Below are 17537 nucleotides of genomic sequence, written 5' to 3'. Positions count from 1 at the left end.
CGTGTGGTCTGGCCGCCCTCTGCTACGCGGAGTTCGCCTCGACCGTCCCGGTCGCCGGCAGCGCCTACACGTTCTCCTATGCGACGTTCGGTGAACTCGTTGCCTGGATCATCGGCTGGGACCTCATTCTCGAGTTCGCGCTCGCCGCCTCCGTTGTCGCCAAGGGTTGGTCACTCTATCTCGGCGAGGTGATCGGAAACCACACTCCGATCGCCCAACTCGGTTCGGTGAAGTTCGACTGGGGCGCCGTCGGGATCGTCGCTGTCATCACGGTCCTCCTGGTGACGGGCACCAAGTTGTCGTCGCGGGTCTCCCTCGTCATCACCACCATCAAGGTGGCGGTGGTGGTGGTCGTGGTGATCGTGGGCGCGTTCTTCATCGAGACCGACAATTATTCGCCGTACATCCCCCCGTCCGAGGCGGGAGACACCGGTGAGGGCATTCACCAATCCCTGTTCTCGTACGTCACCGGCGCGGGCGGCAGCACGTTCGGCTGGTACGGACTCCTCGCAGCCGCGAGTCTCGTCTTCTTCGCCTTCATCGGATTCGACATCGTGGCGACAACGGCCGAGGAGACGAAGGATCCCCAGAAGGCGCTCCCGCGGGGCATTCTCGGGTCGCTGGTGATCGTGACGGTCCTGTATGTGGCCGTGACACTGGTGCTCACCGGGATGGTCGACTATCGCGAATTGGCTGGGGACTCCTCCAATCTGGCCACCGCGTTCGATATCCACGGAGTGACGTGGGCAAAGAACCTGATCTCGTTCGGCGCTCTGGCCGGCCTGACCACGGTGGTGATGGTCCTGATGCTCGGCCAGACGCGCGTGTTGTTCGCGATGTCCAGGGACGGCCTGATGCCGCGGCAACTCGCGCCCACCGGAAAGCACGGCACACCCGTCCGCATCACGGTTCTCGTCGGTGTCGTGGTGGCGCTTCTCGGGGGTTTCTTCCCGATCGGCACTCTCGAAGAGATGGTGAACATCGGCACGTTGTTCGCGTTCGTCCTCGTGTCGATCGGTGTGCTGGTGCTGCGCCGGACCAGACCGGAACTTCCGCGCGGTTTCCGGGTGCCGCTGGTTCCGCTCGTGCCCGTGCTCGCGGTGCTGGCCTGCCTGTGGTTGATGCTCAACCTGTCTGTCGAGACGTGGATCCGGTTCGTCGTGTGGATGGCCCTCGGTATTCTCATCTACTTCGGTTACAGCCGCAGGCACTCGATGATGGAGCGCCGCAGCCGCGGCGAGGTCTGACACCGTCGCGGGTCGCCGAACGACCCGGCAAGGGACGGTGGGTATTCGACGTCGACATGGATACGCGTGATGAGGCCCTCCGACACCGGCAGGCGACGGCGGTGGGGATGGCACTAAGGTCTCTGCCATGACTTCGTCGCGTGTCAGAGTGCCCTATCAGGAGGCCACGCGGCTGTTGCTGCGGCAGTCGGTGCTCGATGCGATGCGAGATCTCCTCGTGGAGAAGGACTGGTCCGACATCACGATGTCCGATGTCGCTTCCGGTGCCGGTGTGAGCAGGCAGACGCTGTACAACGAGTTCAAGTCCAGGCAGGGGCTCGCCGAGGCGTACGCGCTGCGGCTGGCCGACGAACTGGTCGACGCGGTCGAGGACGCTTTGCTGAGCAACGTCGGCGAGGGCAGGGCCGCATTGCTCGCCGGCTTCACGGCCTTCTTCGCTGCGAGCCTTGCCGATCCGCTGGTGCAATCCCTTCTCCGCGGTGAGACGAAACCTGATCTCCTGCGTCTGATCACCACTGAGAGCGCGCCCATCATCGAACGAGCATCGACTCGGCTCGCCCTCGTCTTCGAGCAGTGCTGGGTGCGCGCGTCCCCGTCCGACGCCGGAATTCTGAGCCGCGCAATCGTTCGACTGGCTATCAGCTACATCTCGATGCCGCCCGAATCCGAAAGGAACGTCGCGGAGGATCTCGGCGCTCTTCTCGGACCTTTCGTCGACGCGGCCACCGGCGGAGCCGATCGGCAGTGACCGCCGCGGCGGCGGACTGCCATGTGCGTGCCCCCGACGGGTCGCCGTACCGATAGCCTTGAACGAAACAGCAGTCAAACAGGAGAGGCAGATGACGACCTCAGTTTCAAGCACGCCCGTGGCCGAGAGCCGCAACGGGATCGACTTCAAGGTGGCGGACCTTTCGCTCGCCGAGTTCGGCCGCAAGGAAATCCGGCTCGCAGAGCATGAGATGCCGGGACTGATGGCGCTGCGTCGGGAATACGCGGAGGTGCAGCCGCTCGCGGGTGCCCGTATCTCCGGTTCGCTGCACATGACCGTCCAGACGGCGGTGCTCATCGAGACACTCACCGCGCTGGGAGCCGAGGTGCGCTGGGCGTCGTGCAACATCTTCTCGACGCAGGATCATGCCGCTGCGGCGATCGTCGTCGGCCCGCACGGAACCCCCGAGCAGCCGAAGGGCACGCCGGTCTTCGCATGGAAGGGCGAGACGCTCGAGGAGTACTGGTGGGCGGCCGAGCAGATGCTCACGTGGCCCGACGCCGACAAGCCGGCCAATATGATTCTCGACGACGGTGGTGACGCCACGATGCTGGTGCTGCGCGGCGCCCAGTTCGAGAAGGCGGGCGTCGTCCCGCCGGTGGACGACGAGCACGACAGCGACGAGTACAAGGTGTTCCTCTCCCTCTTACGTAAGTCGCTGCAGGCGGACTCAGGCAAGTGGACCGCCGTCGCCGACTCGGTGCAGGGCGTCACCGAGGAGACCACCACCGGTGTGCTGCGTCTGTACCAGTTCGCTGCTGCCGGCGAACTCGTGTTCCCCGCGATCAACGTCAACGACTCGGTCACGAAGAGCAAGTTCGACAACAAGTACGGAACCCGGCACTCGCTGCTCGACGGCATCAACCGGGGCACCGATGTCCTGATCGGGGGCAAGGCCGCTCTGGTCTGTGGCTACGGCGACGTCGGCAAGGGTTGCGCGGAGGCTCTCGCCGGCCAGGGTGCGCGCGTCACCGTCACCGAGGCCGACCCGATCAACGCCCTGCAGGCCCTCATGGACGGTTTCGACGTCAAGACGGTCGAAGAGTTCATCTCCAAGGCCGACATCGTGATCACGGCCACCGGAAACAAGGACATCATCACCTTCGAGCACATGAAGCAGATGAAGCACCAGGCCATCCTGGGCAACATCGGTCACTTCGACAACGAGATCGACATGGCCGGCCTCGAGCGGTCACCGGAGGTTACCCGGATCAACATCAAGCCGCAGGTGGACGAGTTCAGCTTCGCGGACGGGCATTCGATCATCGTGCTGTCCGAGGGCAGGCTCCTCAATCTGGGCAACGCGACGGGTCACCCCTCGTTCGTGATGAGTAACAGCTTCTCCAACCAGGTGATCGCCCAGATCGAACTGTGGACCAAGCCCGAGGAGTACGACAACGAGGTGTACCGACTGGCCAAGCACCTCGACGAGAAGGTTGCGAAGATTCACGTCGAGGCACTCGGTGGATCGATCACCAAGCTCACCAAGGATCAGGCCGAGTACATCGGTGTCGATGTCGAGGGCCCGTACAAGCCCGAGCACTACCGCTACTAGCGGTGAGCATCCCCCGGCCGGCGGTGACGAAGGCCGGGGGACGGCTTTGTCCTCGTGGGAAGACTTGGGCGGGACGCTGATGACAGCAACACCGAAAGCGGGACGCTGATGACAGGAACACTGATTGCGCTCGAAGGTCTGGATGGTGCCGGGAAACGGACACTCGTCACTGGGGTCGTGAAGAGCCTGATCGAGGCCGGGCTGAGCGTCGGCACGCTGGACTTTCCGCGCTACGGCCGGTCCGTGCACGCCGATCTGGCGGCGGAGTCGCTCAAGGGTGCGCACGGTGATCTCAGCGAATCGGTCCACGCGATGGCGGTGATGTTCGCGCTCGACCGATCCGGCGCCGTTGCCGAGTTGTCCGCGCTGCTCGCCGGACACGATATCGTTCTCCTCGACCGCTACGTGGCGTCCAATGCCGCGTATGGAGCGGCCCGGCTGCATCAGCACGCGGACGGCGAGTTCGTGAAGTGGATCGAGACTCTGGAATTCGGCCGCCTTGGTCTGCCTCGCCCGGACCTGCAGTTGTATCTCGATGTTCCTGTCGCGTTGGCTGCCGCACGTGCCCGGGGGCGCGAGGTGACGGACGGCGGCCGCAGCCTCGACGCCTACGAGCGGGACGGCGGCCTTCAGGAGCGCACAGCCGAGGTGTACCGCGAGTTGGCGAAAGCCGACTGGGTGTCACCGTGGTGGGTGCTCACCCCGGACACCGATCCGGCCGCTCTCGCCGGAAACCTGGCACTCTTGAAGAAAGAACACGGCACGTCGTGACGGCGAACGGGCTGATACCGGCCCCGAAGATGCAACGATAGGGAACATGAAGCCAAGGATTCTGGTTGTCGACGACGACACTGCGCTCGCGGAGATGCTCACGATCGTGCTCCGCGGCGAAGGTTTCGACCCGTACGTGGTGGGGGACGGAACGCAGGCGCTCACCGCGGTCCGGGAAACCCGCCCGGATTTGGTGTTGTTGGACTTGATGCTGCCCGGCATGAACGGCATCGACGTGTGCCGAGTCCTGCGGGCCGACTCGGGCGTGCCCATTGTCATGCTGACCGCGAAGACAGACACGGTCGACGTGGTGCTGGGTCTGGAATCAGGTGCGGACGACTACATCATGAAGCCGTTCAAGCCGAAGGAACTGGTGGCACGGGTTCGTGCACGGCTGCGTCGAACCGAGGACGAGCCGGCCGAGCTGCTCAGTATCGCCGACATCGTGATCGACGTGCCCGCCCACAAGGTCAGCCGGGGGGACGAGATGATCTCCCTGACCCCGCTCGAGTTCGACCTGCTGGTTGCGCTGGCGCGCAAGCCGCGGCAGGTCTTCACCCGGGAGGTGCTGCTCGAGCAGGTGTGGGGTTACCGTCATGCGGCCGACACGCGACTGGTCAACGTTCACGTTCAGCGTCTGCGTGCCAAGGTCGAGAAGGATCCGGAAAATCCTGAGGTCGTGCTGACGGTCAGGGGGGTCGGCTACAAGGCCGGACCGCCGTGACAGGTGTTTCCAGGTGGCGGCGCCGTGTCAATCGACGCGTCACGCCAATACTTCGGTGGGGTCACTCCCTCAGCAATACTCTCGCGCACACCTGGCGTCGTTCACTGCAATTGCGGGTCGTCGTCTCGACGTTGTCGTTGTCTCTGATCGTCATCGGAGTTCTCGGTGTCGTGCTGACGAGTCAGATCACCGATCGTCTGCTCGAGACGAAGATCAATGCGGCAACCGAGGAGATGGATCGGGCGCGGAGCACGGTGGAAAATCAGCTCGCGGGCGCGGACGACAGCAGTTCCCTGGTAACCCAGCTCGACAGTGCGCGTGCGGCCCTCACCAATCGGGAGCCCGACGCCGGTCAGGCTTCGGGTTCGGCGGGCACGTTCGATCCGGTCCTGATCGTGTCCGGTAACGGTCCCCGGGCTCCGATATCGAGCGGTGCCGCCGACCAGATACCTCAGTCGCTTCGGGCTTTCGTGCAGGCCGGACAGGTCAGTTACCAGTTCGCCCCGGTCGATGATCCCGAAGGTTACTCGGGGCCCGCGCTGATCGTGGGCAGTCCCACGTCGTCCGACGTCTCGGCCCTCGAGTTGTATCTCGTCTTCCCACTCGTGAGCGAAGATCGAACCCTCTCCCTGGTTCGCGGGACGATGCTGGTGGGCGGTGCGGTCCTCGCCGTGCTCCTCGCCGCGATCTCCTTGCTCGTAGCCCGTCAGGTGGTGCTGCCCATCCGCTCGGCGTCGAGGATCGCCGTGCGTTTCGCGGACGGCCGGCTCAAGGAGCGCATGCCGGTGCGCGGTGAGGACGACATGGCACGGCTCGCGATGTCGTTCAACGAGATGGCGGAAAGCCTGTCCAAACAGATCACCCAGCTCGAGGAGTTCGGCAATCTCCAGAAGCGGTTCACCTCCGATGTGAGTCATGAGCTGCGCACGCCCCTCACTACGGTGCGTATGGCGGCCGACCTCATTCACGACGGAAGCGACGAGCTCGATCCGGTGCTGCGCCGGTCCTCCGAATTGCTGGTCGCGGAGCTCGACCGCTTCGAGGGGTTGCTCGCCGATCTGCTCGAGATCAGCCGGCACGACGCGGGCGTCGCGGAGCTTGCGGCCGAACAGCTCGACGTGCGGATGTGCGCGCGAGCAGCGGTCTCCACGGTGGGTCATCTCGCCCGCGAAACAGGAACCGAGCTGATTGTCGACATGCCCGACTCCACTGTCATGGCGGAGGTCGACCCCCGGCGTGTCGAGCGGGTCCTGCGGAACCTTCTGGCCAATGCCATCGACCACGGAGAAGGAAAACCGGTGCTTCTGCGCCTGCGCGCCGACGAGAACGCCGTGGCGTTCATCGTGCGCGATCAGGGTGTGGGGCTGCGACCGGGCGAGGAGAAACTTGTGTTCAACAGGTTCTGGCGGTCCGATCCGTCTCGTGTGCGACGTTCGGGCGGTACGGGCCTCGGGCTCGCGATCAGCGTCGAGGACGCGAATCTGCACAACGGCAAGCTCGAGGCGTGGGGCGAGCCGGGAAGAGGTGCGTGCTTCCGGTTGACACTGCCGCGGGTGCGCGGGCGCAAGGTGATGGCGAGCCCGCTACCGCTGAAGCCGGGAACCGCGAAGCACGTGCAGGGACAGCCTGTCCCGGGTTCGTCGGTGCCCGCGCGTGAGGAAGAATCGGAATCGCCGGCCGACGAGTCCCGGACCGTGCCGATGAAGCGTGAGCCTCAGAACGCGCACGTCGGCACCGGGGACGGTACGCAGTCCGCGGGGCAGGACGAATGACGCTCGGACCGATATCCGTTACCCGGCGGTCGGTTTACGGTGCGCTCCTGTGCGCGGTGCTCCTGGTGCCCAGCGGGTGCGCGAGCCTGCCGGATTCGTCGACACCCCAGGCGATCGGCACGATCAACCGGGATTCGCCGGAGTCGAGCGTCGCGGCCCCGGCCCCAGGACGTGAGCCGGACCTTCTGCTCCGGGACTTCTTCAAGGCCAGTACCGATCCGTCCAACCGTCACCTTGCGGCCCGTCAGTTCCTGACTCCGTCGATGTCGAGCCGCTGGGACGACGCGTCGAGCGCCACGATCGTCGACAAGGTCGACGTGCTGCCGGAGTCGCGTTCATCCAACGGGGCGACCTACACGATTCGCGCCAACAAGGTGGGTCAGCTCGAGCCCGGCGGGTTGTACGTGGCGGAGGACGGCAGTTTCGAAACCAAGATCGGTCTCGAGATGCAGGGCGGCGAGTGGCGGATCTCGGACCTTCCTGCGGGCGTGATCCTGGATCGCGCACAGTTCCTGAACACCTACCAGCGCAAGTCGTTGTACTTCCTCGACCCAGCGGGGACGACGGTGGTCCCGGATCCACGCTGGGTGTCGGCGGGGCAGGATCAGATGGCGAGCCAGCTCGTAGGCCTGCTGATCCAGGGGCCGAAATCGGCTCTCGCGCCTGCTGTCCGCAACGAACTCGGTGAGGGCGTCTCGGTTCGCGGGCCTGTCACCAAGGCCGACGGACGCACCGCGCAGGTGGGGGTCGGACTCGGTGGAATCCGGATCGATTTCCAGGGCGTCGGAGGCATGGACGAACAGGCGAGGAGTCTGTTCGCGGCCCAGGTGATCTGGACCCTCGCCAACGCCGAGATCTCGGGGCCCTATGTGTTGCTGTCGGAGGGTGAGCCGTTCGACGAACGTTTCCCGAACGGCTGGACCACTGCGGACGTTGCCTCCATGAACCCTTTCGCCACCTCGAGTGCCACGGTCGGCCTCCATGCGCTGCGCGAGGGTTCGATGGTCAGCGTGACGGAGACCGGGGTGACACCGGTGCCGGGGTATTTCGGCTCCGTCCGGAATCTGCGTTCACTGGCTCTGTCCCAGGACGGCAAGCTCGTCGCCGCGGTGGCGGACACCGGCCGGCCAACGCCGGAGCCTGCGAGTGCCCTGATGATCGGCGCGTACGAGGAAGGTGCGGCCTCGGTACTGGAAGGGGGAGCGATCACCCGTCCCACCTGGGCTCCCGACAATTCCGCCATCTGGGCGGCAGTGAACGGCGACACTGTCATCAGAGTGCTGCGCGAGCCGGATACGGGCCGGATGTCCGTTGTGGGCGTCGACGCGGGGGCCGTCACCGCCCTGGGTACCACGATTACGGAACTCCGGTTGTCCCGTGACGGGGTCCGCGCGGCGCTCATCGTCGATGGCAAGGTCTACCTGGCGATCGTCGAGCAGTTGCCGGGTGGAACGTATGCCCTCACCAATCCGCGCGCGATTGCGGTGGGGCTGGGTAGCCCCGCGCTGTCTCTCGACTGGAGCACGAGCGACACGATCGTGGTGGCGAGAGCCGCCTCGGAGATCCCGGTGGTGCAGGTCGCGGTGGACGGTTCGCGCATGGACGCGCTGCCGAGCCGCAACCTGACAGCTCCGGTCGTGGCGGTGGACGCATCGACGACCACCGGGTTCGTTGCGGACTCCAGGGCGGTGTTCCAGCTCAACAACAACGACCCGGCCGGTGACCGCTACTGGCGGGAGGTTCCCGGCCTGACGGGCGTGAAGGCGATTCCGATCCTGCCGGGCTGACCGTGTCGACGCCGGCACTGCGGTGTCGGAGGGTGCCCGCATACTGTCGCCATGAGCCCAGTGCCCGGAACGAGTGGCCCGCCCGGAGTCCGGGCCCTGCTGGACCTGATCCTGCCGGCGGAATGCGGGGGCTGTACGGCCCCGGGTACACAGTGGTGTGCCGACTGCGCCGCGGAGCTGGCCGACGATCCGGTGCTGCTGCGCCCGCGGGTGGATCCCGGGGTGCCCGTGTGGGCGGCGGGCCCCTATTCGGGTCCCCGCCGCCGGGCGGTGATCGCGCTCAAGGAACGCGGCCGTCGCGATCTCGCGCGACCACTCGGATCCGCGATCGCGGGCGTCCTGAACCGGCTGCAGCAGTGGGGTGAACTGAAACCGCCGGAGTGTTCGTCCCTCGTTCTCGTTCCCGCCCCGTCCCGTGCGCGAGCGGCACGGGCACGGGGCGGCGACCCGGTCGCGCGCATGGCCGTCGCGGCTGTGGGAGCGCGCAGCGTGTGCTGCGCGCTCGGGCTGCGGAGAGGGGTGCGCGATTCGGTAGGGCTGTCGGCAGATCTGCGCCAGGCCAACCTGTCGGGAGCAGTTCGTCTGACCCGGAACGGGGAGCGTTTCGCGGGGTATCTGTCTTCGGAATCGGCTGTACTCCAGCAAATTTCGACTGTTCTGCTCGATGACGTCTCGACCACCGGAGCCACCGTGTCGGAGTCGGTGCGGGTGCTGTCGGGGGCCGGGATCCGAGTGAGTGTCGCGGTCGTCGTGGCCGGTGTCATGTGAATTTCAGCCGAACAGTGGCACTCGCGCGAGTTACGTACTAGCGTCGCGGGCACACCCGAAAACACAGGTAGGAGGTGGTACTTCGAACCTGGTGCCGGGCGGATCCCCTTCCCGGCATTGCTCAGAAATTGCCGCCGCCCATCATGGGGCGGGGCCGTAATCGGGAGGTACAGTGACGACCCCTTCGAAAGCCTCGGTTTTCGCCGACGAAAACGCCGAAAGTGCACAGGAGAAGGCGGACACCCCCAACGCCGAGATAGTCGTCAAAGGACGCAACGTAGAGGTGCCCGATCACTTCCGCGTCTATGTTTCCGAGAAGTTGTCGCGCCTCGAACGCTTCGATCCGTCCATCTTCCATTTCGACGTAGAGCTCCAACACGAACGCAATCGACGCCAGATGAAGAGCTGTCAGCGCGTCGAGATCACTGCACGGGGAAAGGGTCCGGTAGCTCGCGCCGAAGCGAGCGCCGACAGCTTCTACGCGGCATTCGAGTCTGTGACCGGAAAGCTCGAGAGCCGGCTTCGCCGGACCAAGGACCGGAAGAAGGTCCATTACGGCGAGAAGACGCCCGTCTCGGTGGCCGAGGCCACGGCCACGCTGGCGGAGGACGAGAGTCTCGCCATCAGTCCCGATATTTCCCTGGAGTCCGGGGAGAAGGAGGAGCATCGGCCCGGGCAGGTGGTGCGTACCAAGGAACACAAGGCCGTGCCGATGACCGTCGACGATGCTCTGTACGAGATGGAGCTGGTAGGACACGATTTCTTCCTGTTCCACGACAAGGAGACGGACAGGCCGTCCGTCGTCTACCGCCGGCATGCGTTCGACTACGGCCTCATCCGTCTCGCGTGACACTTTCGCGTCCTGCCTGAACACCTGAGAGTGGTCGGTCTACTCCTCCGAGCGGCAGAGCGCCTACCATGGAATCCGGCCGGGGTTCTCGGACCTCCGGCCGGATTCTGTGTGCCACCCATCTGTTGCCGAAGATTGAGGACGAACAAGACTGTGCCGTCGCTGTCGCTATCCAAGCTGCTCCGTGTTGGTGAAGGTCGCATGGTCAAGCGGCTCAAGCACATCGCCGACCACGTTTCCTCGCTGTCCTCCGACGTCGAGGACCTGACCGACGAGCAACTGCGCGCGAAGACCGATGAGTTCCGGTCCCGCTACCGAGACGGTGAAACGCTCGACGAGTTGCTTCCCGAGGCGTTCGCGGTTGCCCGCGAGGCGTCCTGGCGCGTCATCGACCAGCGGCACTTCCATGTCCAGATCATGGGTGGCGCCGCCCTTCACCTGGGAAACATCGCCGAGATGAAGACGGGTGAGGGTAAGACGCTCACCTGTGTGCTGCCCGCATACCTCAATGCGATCGCCGGAGACGGTGTGCACGTGGTCACGGTCAACGATTACCTGGCCAAGCGCGACTCCGAGTGGATGGGGCGTGTGCACCGCTTCCTCGGCATGGATACCAGTGTGATCCTTTCCGGAATGTCGCCGGCGGAGCGCCGCGCCGCCTACGCGGCCGACATCACATACGGCACCAACAACGAGTTCGGGTTCGACTACCTGCGCGACAACATGACGCACTCACTGGACGACCTGGTCCAGCGCGGTCACAGCTTCGCGATCGTCGACGAGGTCGACTCGATCCTCATCGACGAGGCGCGAACCCCGCTCATCATCTCCGGTCCCGCGGACGCCTCGAGCAAGTGGTATGCGGAGTTCGCGCGCATTGCGCCGCTGCTCGTGCGCGACGTCCACTACGAGGTGGACATTCGCAAGCGGACCATCGGCGTCCACGAAGCGGGCGTCGAACTCGTCGAGGACCAGCTGGGAATCGACAACCTCTACGAGGCCGCCAATTCACCTCTCGTGAGCTACCTGAACAACGCCATCAAGGCCAAGGAGCTCTACACCAAGGACAAGGACTACATCGTCCGCGACGGCGAAGTGATCATCGTCGACGAGTTCACCGGCCGCGTCCTGGTCGGACGTCGGTACAACGAGGGCATGCACCAGGCGATCGAGGCCAAGGAGAAGGTGGAGATCAAGGCCGAGAACCAGACCCTCGCCACGATCACCCTGCAGAACTACTTCCGTCTGTACGACAAACTGTCCGGCATGACGGGTACGGCCGAGACCGAAGCGGCCGAGTTGCACCAGATCTACAACCTCGGCGTCATCCCGATCCCCACCAACCGGCCGATGATCCGCGTCGACAACGGTGACCTCATCTACAAGACCGAAGAAGCGAAGTTCGACGCCGTCGTGGACGACGTCGCGGAACGGCATCAGAAGGGTCAGCCGGTCCTGATCGGTACCACCAGCGTGGAGCGGTCGGAATACCTGTCGAAGCAGTTCGCCAAGCGCGGAGTCCCGCACAACGTGCTCAATGCCAAATTCCACGAGCAGGAGGCGACGATCATCGCCGAGGCCGGGCGGTCCGGTGCGGTCACGGTGGCCACCAACATGGCCGGTCGCGGTACGGACGTCGTCCTCGGCGGCAACCCGGACATCATCGCGGACATCGCGCTGCGCAAGCGCGGTCTCGATCCCGTCCACACCCCCGACGAGTACGAGGCGGCGTGGGACGAGGTTCTCGAGCAGGTCAAGGCCGAGGTCAAGGCCGACGCCGACAAGGTCCGCGAAGCCGGCGGACTGTACGTACTCGGCACCGAGCGTCACGAGTCCCGGCGTATCGACAACCAGCTGCGCGGTCGTTCCGGTCGACAGGGCGATCCGGGTGAATCACGGTTCTACCTGTCTCTCGGCGACGAGTTGATGCGGCGCTTCAACGGGGCGGCACTCGAGTCGATCATGACGCGGCTCAATCTCCCCGACGACGTGCCCATCGAGGCGAAGATGGTCTCGAAGGCGATCAAGAGCGCCCAGACGCAGGTCGAGCAGCAGAACTTCGAGATTCGCAAGAACGTCCTCAAGTACGACGAGGTGATGAACCAGCAGCGCACGGTCATCTACGGTGAGCGCCGTCAGATCCTCGAGGGCAAGAACATGGAGGGCCAGGTCGAGAAGATGATCACCGACGTGGTCACCGCGTATGTCGACGGTGCGACCGCCGACGGGTACGTCGAGGACTGGGATCTCGAACAGCTGTGGACCGCGCTCAGGACGCTTTACCCGATCAGCCTCGACTACAAGGAGTTGGTCGGCGAGGGTGCGGACGGTTCGGAGAAGGACCTCAGCCGGGACGATCTCCGCGACATCGTGCGCAAGGACGCGCACGATGCCTACGCGCGCCGCGAGGCGGAGATAGACGCACTTGCCGGTGACGGTGCCATGCGCGAACTCGAGCGGCGGGTTCTGCTGAGCGTGCTCGACCGCAAGTGGCGTGAACACCTCTACGAGATGGATTACCTCAAGGAGGGCATCGGTCTGCGTGCCATGGCCCAGCGGGATCCGCTCGTGGAGTACCAGCGTGAAGGTTTCGACATGTTCACTGCAATGCTGGAAGGGTTGAAGGAGGAGTCCGTCGGATTCCTGTTCAATCTGCAGGTCGAGGCGTCGGCTCCGCAGGCCGCGGCTCCTGGCATCAGCGTGACCGCGGCATCGGCCGCCGCCACGGCCGCGGTCTCGCCGGTCCAGGCTGCGCCTCGATCGTTGCCGACCGAGCAGGCTGCGCCCCAGGCTCCCGAAACCGCGGCGCCGCCGGCGCTGCGTGCCAAAGGTCTCGACGAGGACGATCAGCCGCGGGGACTCACGTACTCCGGTCCGGCAGAGGACGGCAGCGCCCACCTGAGCCGCCGCGGAGCAGAAGACACCGCGGAGACCGGGACCAGGCGTCAGCGACGCGAGGCCGCACGGTCGCAGTCGAAGCCCGGCAAGGCGCCGCGTTCCAAGCGCAAGCGCTGACGGCGGGTTCCCGGCCCGGCGATCAGCCGATCACCAGAGAAGTGATGGTCCAGCCCGTGGCGGGTACTTTCTCGACACGGGCTGCGATCACGAAGACCCGGCTTCCCCGCCCGTAGGTTCCGAACGCCTCGGCGGCCGGGCAGTCGAACTTGCCGGAATCGAGCGGTCGCAGGTGCACCCGGCGAAGGGTTGCGACGCCGAGTCGCCTCGCAGGTGAGGACGCAAGCGCAAGCGTCCGCACGACATCGACGAGTGGCGCCGCGACGAGCGGTCGCAATTGCTGAGCGTTGCGACGCCGATCGAGGACCTCGAGGACGAGCCGGAAAGCGTGTTCGATGAAGCGCTGGGCATCGGGCGGCGCGCAGTGCGCAGCACCGGACGAGCTGGAATTCCCGGGGCGAGGTGACAATCCGGAATGCGCCGACGCACGCGGGACTACCGAAGGCCTGATCTGAGAGCATCGCCGGCCTCGACGTCCTTCGCGTTCGCCCGGCTGTCCGGTACGGCGTGTCGAATCGGGTTCCGAACGCGGTGCGCGTGACAGGAACGTGTAGGACTCACTCATTTCTTCCCCCCGGTATCGGCATGAGACGGCCGTCGTGGTGTCATCGTTGCACGGAACCGCCCGTCGTGTCGCCCGACCGGCAGCGGGAACCTAGGGTGGGTGCGTGCGGGGATTGATACTGGATTTCGGTGGGGTTCTGGCGGGCCCCGGTTCGGACGCGGACCGCTTGTCGCTCGTCATTGCAGATGCCCGCCTGCGGGGTGTCCGGACAGCGATTCTCAGCAACGATCCCGGAGGGCCTCATGCGCAATGGTTACGAGATCTGGGGGACGGTCGGGTCGTCGACCTCGTGGTGTTGTCGGGGGACCTCGGTGTGGCCAAACCGGATCCGAGGATCTACCTGAAGACGGCGGAACTCCTAGGAGTCGATCCCGGCGACTGTGTCTTCGTCGACGACCTGCCGGGCAATGTTCGCGGTGCGGTGGAGATCGGAATGGTCGGTATCCATCACATCGAAGGTTCGGTGACCGCCGACGAGATTTCACTACTTCTCGATCTGGACGGGGATGAGATGCAAGGGGGGCAGGAATCGACATGGTGACGAGACTGACGACGCAGGACGCCTCGTTCTACTTCCTCGAGGCGAGCAGCACGCCGATGCACGTGGGATCGCTGGCGATCTTCCGGAAGCCACGAAATGGGTTGTCGTACGAAGAATTGCTGCGACTGGTCGAGGAACGGCTGAGCCTGGTACCCCGGTACCGGCAGAAGGTGCGGGAAGTCGCCCTGGGACTGTCGCGTCCGGTGTGGGTGGACGATCAGGACTTCGACATCGAGTATCACGTCCGGCGTTCTGCGCTGCCCAAACCTGGATCGGATGCGCAGTTGCACGATCTGGTTGCCCGGCTCACCTCGCGGCCGCTGGACAACACTCGCCCCCTGTGGGAGATGTACCTGGTCGAAGGTCTGTCGAACAACCGCTTCGCGATCTTCACCAAGTCGCATTCCGCTCTGGTGGACGGTGAGACGGCGCTCGAGATCAGCCAGGTCATTCTCGACACGACCAAGGTGCGGAAGCCGATGGCCGAGGAACTGTGGATGCCCTCCGCCGAACCGAGCGAGTCCACCCTCGTCGCAGGAGCGCTCGTCGAGATGGTGGCGCGCCCGCGGGAGGGCTTGTCCTCGCTGCGGATGACGGTGAACGGCCTGCTTTCTTCGCTCGGTGACACAGTTCGTGCCGCCGGCAAGGTGGCTGCGGTGGTGCGTACTGCCGCTCAGGTGGCACCGTCCACTCCGCTGAACGCACCCATCTCCCGGAACCGGCGGTTCGCTGTGGTCAAGACCGAACTGGGCGACTATCGAAAAATCCGGGCACGGTACGGGTGTGAGGTCAACGATGTGATCCTGGCGGTCGTGTCAGGGGCTCTGCGCTATTGGCTGCTGTCGCGGGGGGAGCCGGTGGCCGAGTCGACCACGGTCCGGGCGATGGTCCCGATGTCGGTGTACGCGACGGATTCGGAAGAAGCACGCACACCCACCCGGCCGGGCGATTGGTCGGATCCGCGAAGCATGGTGTCGTCGTTCCTCATCGATCTTCCGGTAGGAGAATCGAACGCGGTGGTGAGGCTTTCGCATGTGGCGCACGCCATGGAGGCGCACGCGGGGCCGAGCCGGGGCGTCACCGCCCAGACCTTGGTGCGCTTGTCGGGTTTCGCGCCGGCCACTCTGCATGCGATGAGCGCCCGTGTGGCGAGCAGCTTTTCGCAGCGGATGTTCAACCTGATGATCACCAACGCGCCCGGCCCGCAGATGCCCCTGTACGTCGGGGGCGCCCGGATGCTCGAAATGTATCCGGTGTCGCCGCTGCTGAAGAATCAGACACTGAGCATTGCGCTGACGTCCTACGACGGCAACGTCTACTACGGTTTGAATGCAGACCGCGACGCCATGGCCGATGTGGACGTGGTGGCGGCACTGCTGTACGAATCTCTCGAGGAGTTGTTGGATGCCAGCCGCTGAGAAGTGCGCAGTGCGAATGACGGGTAAGCAATGACGAGGGTGTACGTCCCCGCGACGATCGAGCTCCTGAACCGGCTGCTGGAGAATCAGGAATTCGATCCGATGAGCCGCACAGCCTTCGCCGTCACGGCCACGCTGAGGGAGGCGTATTCTTCGGGCGACGACGAGGAGTTGGCGGAGGTCGCGATGGCCGAGGCCGCGCGCGCCTCGCTGCGGCTGATCGCCGGCCGGGTCTCCGAAGGGGGGAGCGAGGGCGTGCGGTTCCGCCGTGTGGTGGTCGCTGCCGACGTCGACGACGTGACCCCGAGGCCGGATCTGGACGATGCCGTGGTGCGCCTTCCCGGGCCCGTGAATCTCCGTCAGGTCGCGGCGGTCCACGTGGATCTTGCGGAGGCGGAGAGGTACGTAGAACTGGCTGTGGACGCGATCGACGAGGCAGATCTGGGCGATCCCGATGCGGAGTTCGTGCTGGGAGACGTCGACGACCACGTGTTGGCTTGGTATGCCACGCAGGAACTTCCGTTCCTGCTCGAACTGCTCTGAGCGGCGACGTGACTGACTTTCGAGTAACCTACGGTACCGTAGGTTAACTACCTACGGTACCGTAGGTCTTGACGGAAGAAGGTGAAGTCGGATGGGTCTCAAGGATTGGATCGAGGCGCCCGCGGCAGCGGTCGTGCCAGCCGGACGGTCCAAACTCAATTGGTTGCGGGGTGCCGCGGCACGGCTCACGACGCCGCTGTTGCCCGACGACTACCTGCATCTGGCCAACCCACTGTGGTCGGCCCGCGAGTTGCGGGGCCAGATCGTCGAAGTGCGTGCGGAGACCGCCGATTCCGCCACCATAGTGATCAAGCCCGGCTGGGGCTTCGACTTCGACTACGAACCCGGTCAGTACATCGGCATCGGACTCCATGTGGACGGTCGCTGGCACTGGCGTTCGTATTCACTCACGTCACCGCCGAACTGGGATGACAAGCGCATCTCGATCGCGGTCAAGGCAATGCCGGAGGGTTTCCTCTCCAGCCACCTGGTCAACGGCGTGCCTTCGGGGACCATCGTCCGACTCGCGACGCCGACCGGCAACTTCGCGCTTCCCGACCCGCCGCCGGAGCGGATCCTGTTCATCACCGGCGGAAGCGGGATCACTCCGGTGATGGCAATGCTCCGCACGATGAATCGGCGCGGGCAGCTTCCCGACGTCTTCCATGTCCACTCCGCCCCCACGGACGCCGCCGTGATGTTCGCGGACGAACTCGAAGCGCTGCATGCTGAGCACGACAACTTCCGGTGCCGGATTCAGCTGACGCGCAGCCAGGGAAAGTTCGCCCTGAATTCACTCGACGAGGTGTGCCCGGACTGGCGCGAACGTCAGACGTGGGCCTGCGGGCCGCTCCCGATGCTGGACGAGATCGAATCGCGGTGGCAGGACGAGGGCATAGAGGATCGTCTGCATCTCGAAAGGTTCGCGGTCTCCCGGGCGGACACCTCGGGCGAAGGCGGAACCGTAACGTTCGCCAAGGCCGACAAGTCCATCTCCATCGACGGTGCTACCACCCTCCTCGAGGCCGGCGAGAAGGCGGGGGCACTCATGCCGTTCGGCTGCCGGATGGGCATCTGTCAGACCTGCGTCGTCCCGATACTCTCCGGACACGCCATCGACCTGCGGTCGGGCAAGCACCATACCGAGGGTGAACGGGTCCAGACCTGCATCTCAGCGGCTGCGGGGGACTGCACCCTCGACGCATAGGCATC

General features: G+C 65.1%; 15 protein-coding genes. 14 read left to right on the top strand and 1 reads right to left on the bottom strand.

Annotation, left to right across the window (positions count from 1 at the left end; genetic code table 11):
• The 10 genes from WAW17_RS01020 to secA all read left to right on the top strand — a co-directional run.
• A partial coding sequence (locus WAW17_RS01020) for an amino acid permease (RefSeq protein WP_422331169.1) occupies positions 1-1247 on the top strand: 1247 nt, incomplete at its 5' end.
• 127 nt (positions 1248-1374) lie between these two features.
• Complete coding sequence (locus WAW17_RS01015) at positions 1375-1995, top strand: TetR family transcriptional regulator (protein ID WP_422331168.1); 621 nt, start codon at positions 1375-1377, stop codon at positions 1993-1995.
• A gap of 91 nt (positions 1996-2086) precedes the next feature.
• Positions 2087-3571, top strand: coding sequence for an adenosylhomocysteinase (ahcY, locus tag WAW17_RS01010; protein ID WP_422331167.1), 1485 nt, complete (start codon positions 2087-2089; stop codon positions 3569-3571).
• A 108-nt stretch (positions 3572-3679) separates the two neighbouring features.
• Positions 3680-4342, top strand: a complete 663-nt coding sequence (locus tag WAW17_RS01005) for a dTMP kinase (protein WP_422331166.1) — start codon at positions 3680-3682, stop codon at positions 4340-4342.
• Between the two features lie 46 nt (positions 4343-4388).
• Positions 4389-5066: an MtrAB system response regulator MtrA gene (gene mtrA / locus WAW17_RS01000; RefSeq protein WP_422331165.1), complete on the top strand. Its 678-nt coding sequence runs from the start codon at positions 4389-4391 to the stop codon at positions 5064-5066.
• A complete protein-coding gene (mtrB, locus tag WAW17_RS00995) occupies positions 5063-6838 on the top strand; it encodes an MtrAB system histidine kinase MtrB (RefSeq protein WP_422331164.1) in 1776 nt (591 codons plus the stop codon). Before mtrA ends, mtrB begins: the two co-directional genes overlap by 4 nt.
• Positions 6835-8625 carry an MtrAB system accessory lipoprotein LpqB gene (gene lpqB / locus WAW17_RS00990; RefSeq protein ID WP_422331163.1) on the top strand — a complete coding sequence of 597 codons (1791 nt, stop codon included), beginning with the start codon at positions 6835-6837 and terminating at the stop codon, positions 8623-8625. The genes mtrB and lpqB overlap by 4 nt, the downstream gene beginning before the upstream one ends.
• A gap of 51 nt (positions 8626-8676) precedes the next feature.
• Entirely contained in the window at positions 8677-9393 is a 717-nt protein-coding gene (locus tag WAW17_RS00985; protein WP_422331162.1) for a ComF family protein, read from the top strand.
• Between the two features lie 172 nt (positions 9394-9565).
• Positions 9566-10243: a ribosome hibernation-promoting factor, HPF/YfiA family gene (gene hpf / locus WAW17_RS00980; protein WP_422331161.1), complete on the top strand. Its 678-nt coding sequence runs from the start codon at positions 9566-9568 to the stop codon at positions 10241-10243.
• 153 nt (positions 10244-10396) lie between these two features.
• Positions 10397-13258 (top strand): preprotein translocase subunit SecA, encoded by a 2862-nt coding sequence (gene secA, locus WAW17_RS00975; RefSeq protein WP_422331160.1) that lies wholly within the window; start codon positions 10397-10399, stop codon positions 13256-13258.
• 22 nt (positions 13259-13280) lie between these two features.
• Here the strand turns inward: secA and WAW17_RS00970 are convergent, their stop codons facing one another.
• Positions 13281-13667 (bottom strand): Rv3235 family protein, encoded by a 387-nt coding sequence (locus WAW17_RS00970; protein WP_422331159.1) that lies wholly within the window; start codon positions 13665-13667, stop codon positions 13281-13283.
• 259 nt (positions 13668-13926) lie between these two features.
• On the opposite strand from WAW17_RS00970, the gene WAW17_RS00965 reads away from it, so the two are divergent.
• From WAW17_RS00965 to WAW17_RS00950, 4 genes are all read left to right on the top strand, one after another.
• Positions 13927-14364 carry an HAD-IA family hydrolase gene (locus WAW17_RS00965; protein WP_422331158.1) on the top strand — a complete coding sequence of 146 codons (438 nt, stop codon included), beginning with the start codon at positions 13927-13929 and terminating at the stop codon, positions 14362-14364.
• Positions 14358-15782, top strand: coding sequence for a WS/DGAT/MGAT family O-acyltransferase (locus tag WAW17_RS00960; RefSeq protein WP_422331157.1), 1425 nt, complete (start codon positions 14358-14360; stop codon positions 15780-15782). Before WAW17_RS00965 ends, WAW17_RS00960 begins: the two co-directional genes overlap by 7 nt.
• A 30-nt stretch (positions 15783-15812) precedes the next feature.
• The gene (locus WAW17_RS00955) at positions 15813-16325 is read left to right on the top strand and encodes a DUF6912 family protein (RefSeq protein WP_422331156.1); all 513 of its coding nucleotides are present in this window, start codon (positions 15813-15815) and stop codon (positions 16323-16325) included.
• A 91-nt stretch (positions 16326-16416) separates the two neighbouring features.
• Positions 16417-17532: a ferredoxin reductase gene (locus tag WAW17_RS00950; RefSeq protein WP_422331155.1), complete on the top strand. Its 1116-nt coding sequence runs from the start codon at positions 16417-16419 to the stop codon at positions 17530-17532.
• Positions 17533-17537: the final 5 nt, after the last annotated feature.

It is taken from the genome of Rhodococcus sp. (in: high G+C Gram-positive bacteria) (assembly GCF_049286785.1).
Classification (GTDB): domain Bacteria; phylum Actinomycetota; class Actinomycetes; order Mycobacteriales; family Mycobacteriaceae; genus Rhodococcus_F.
Note: the sequence above shows the minus strand (reverse complement) of the source record. Positions and strands in the feature narration are given on the sequence as shown.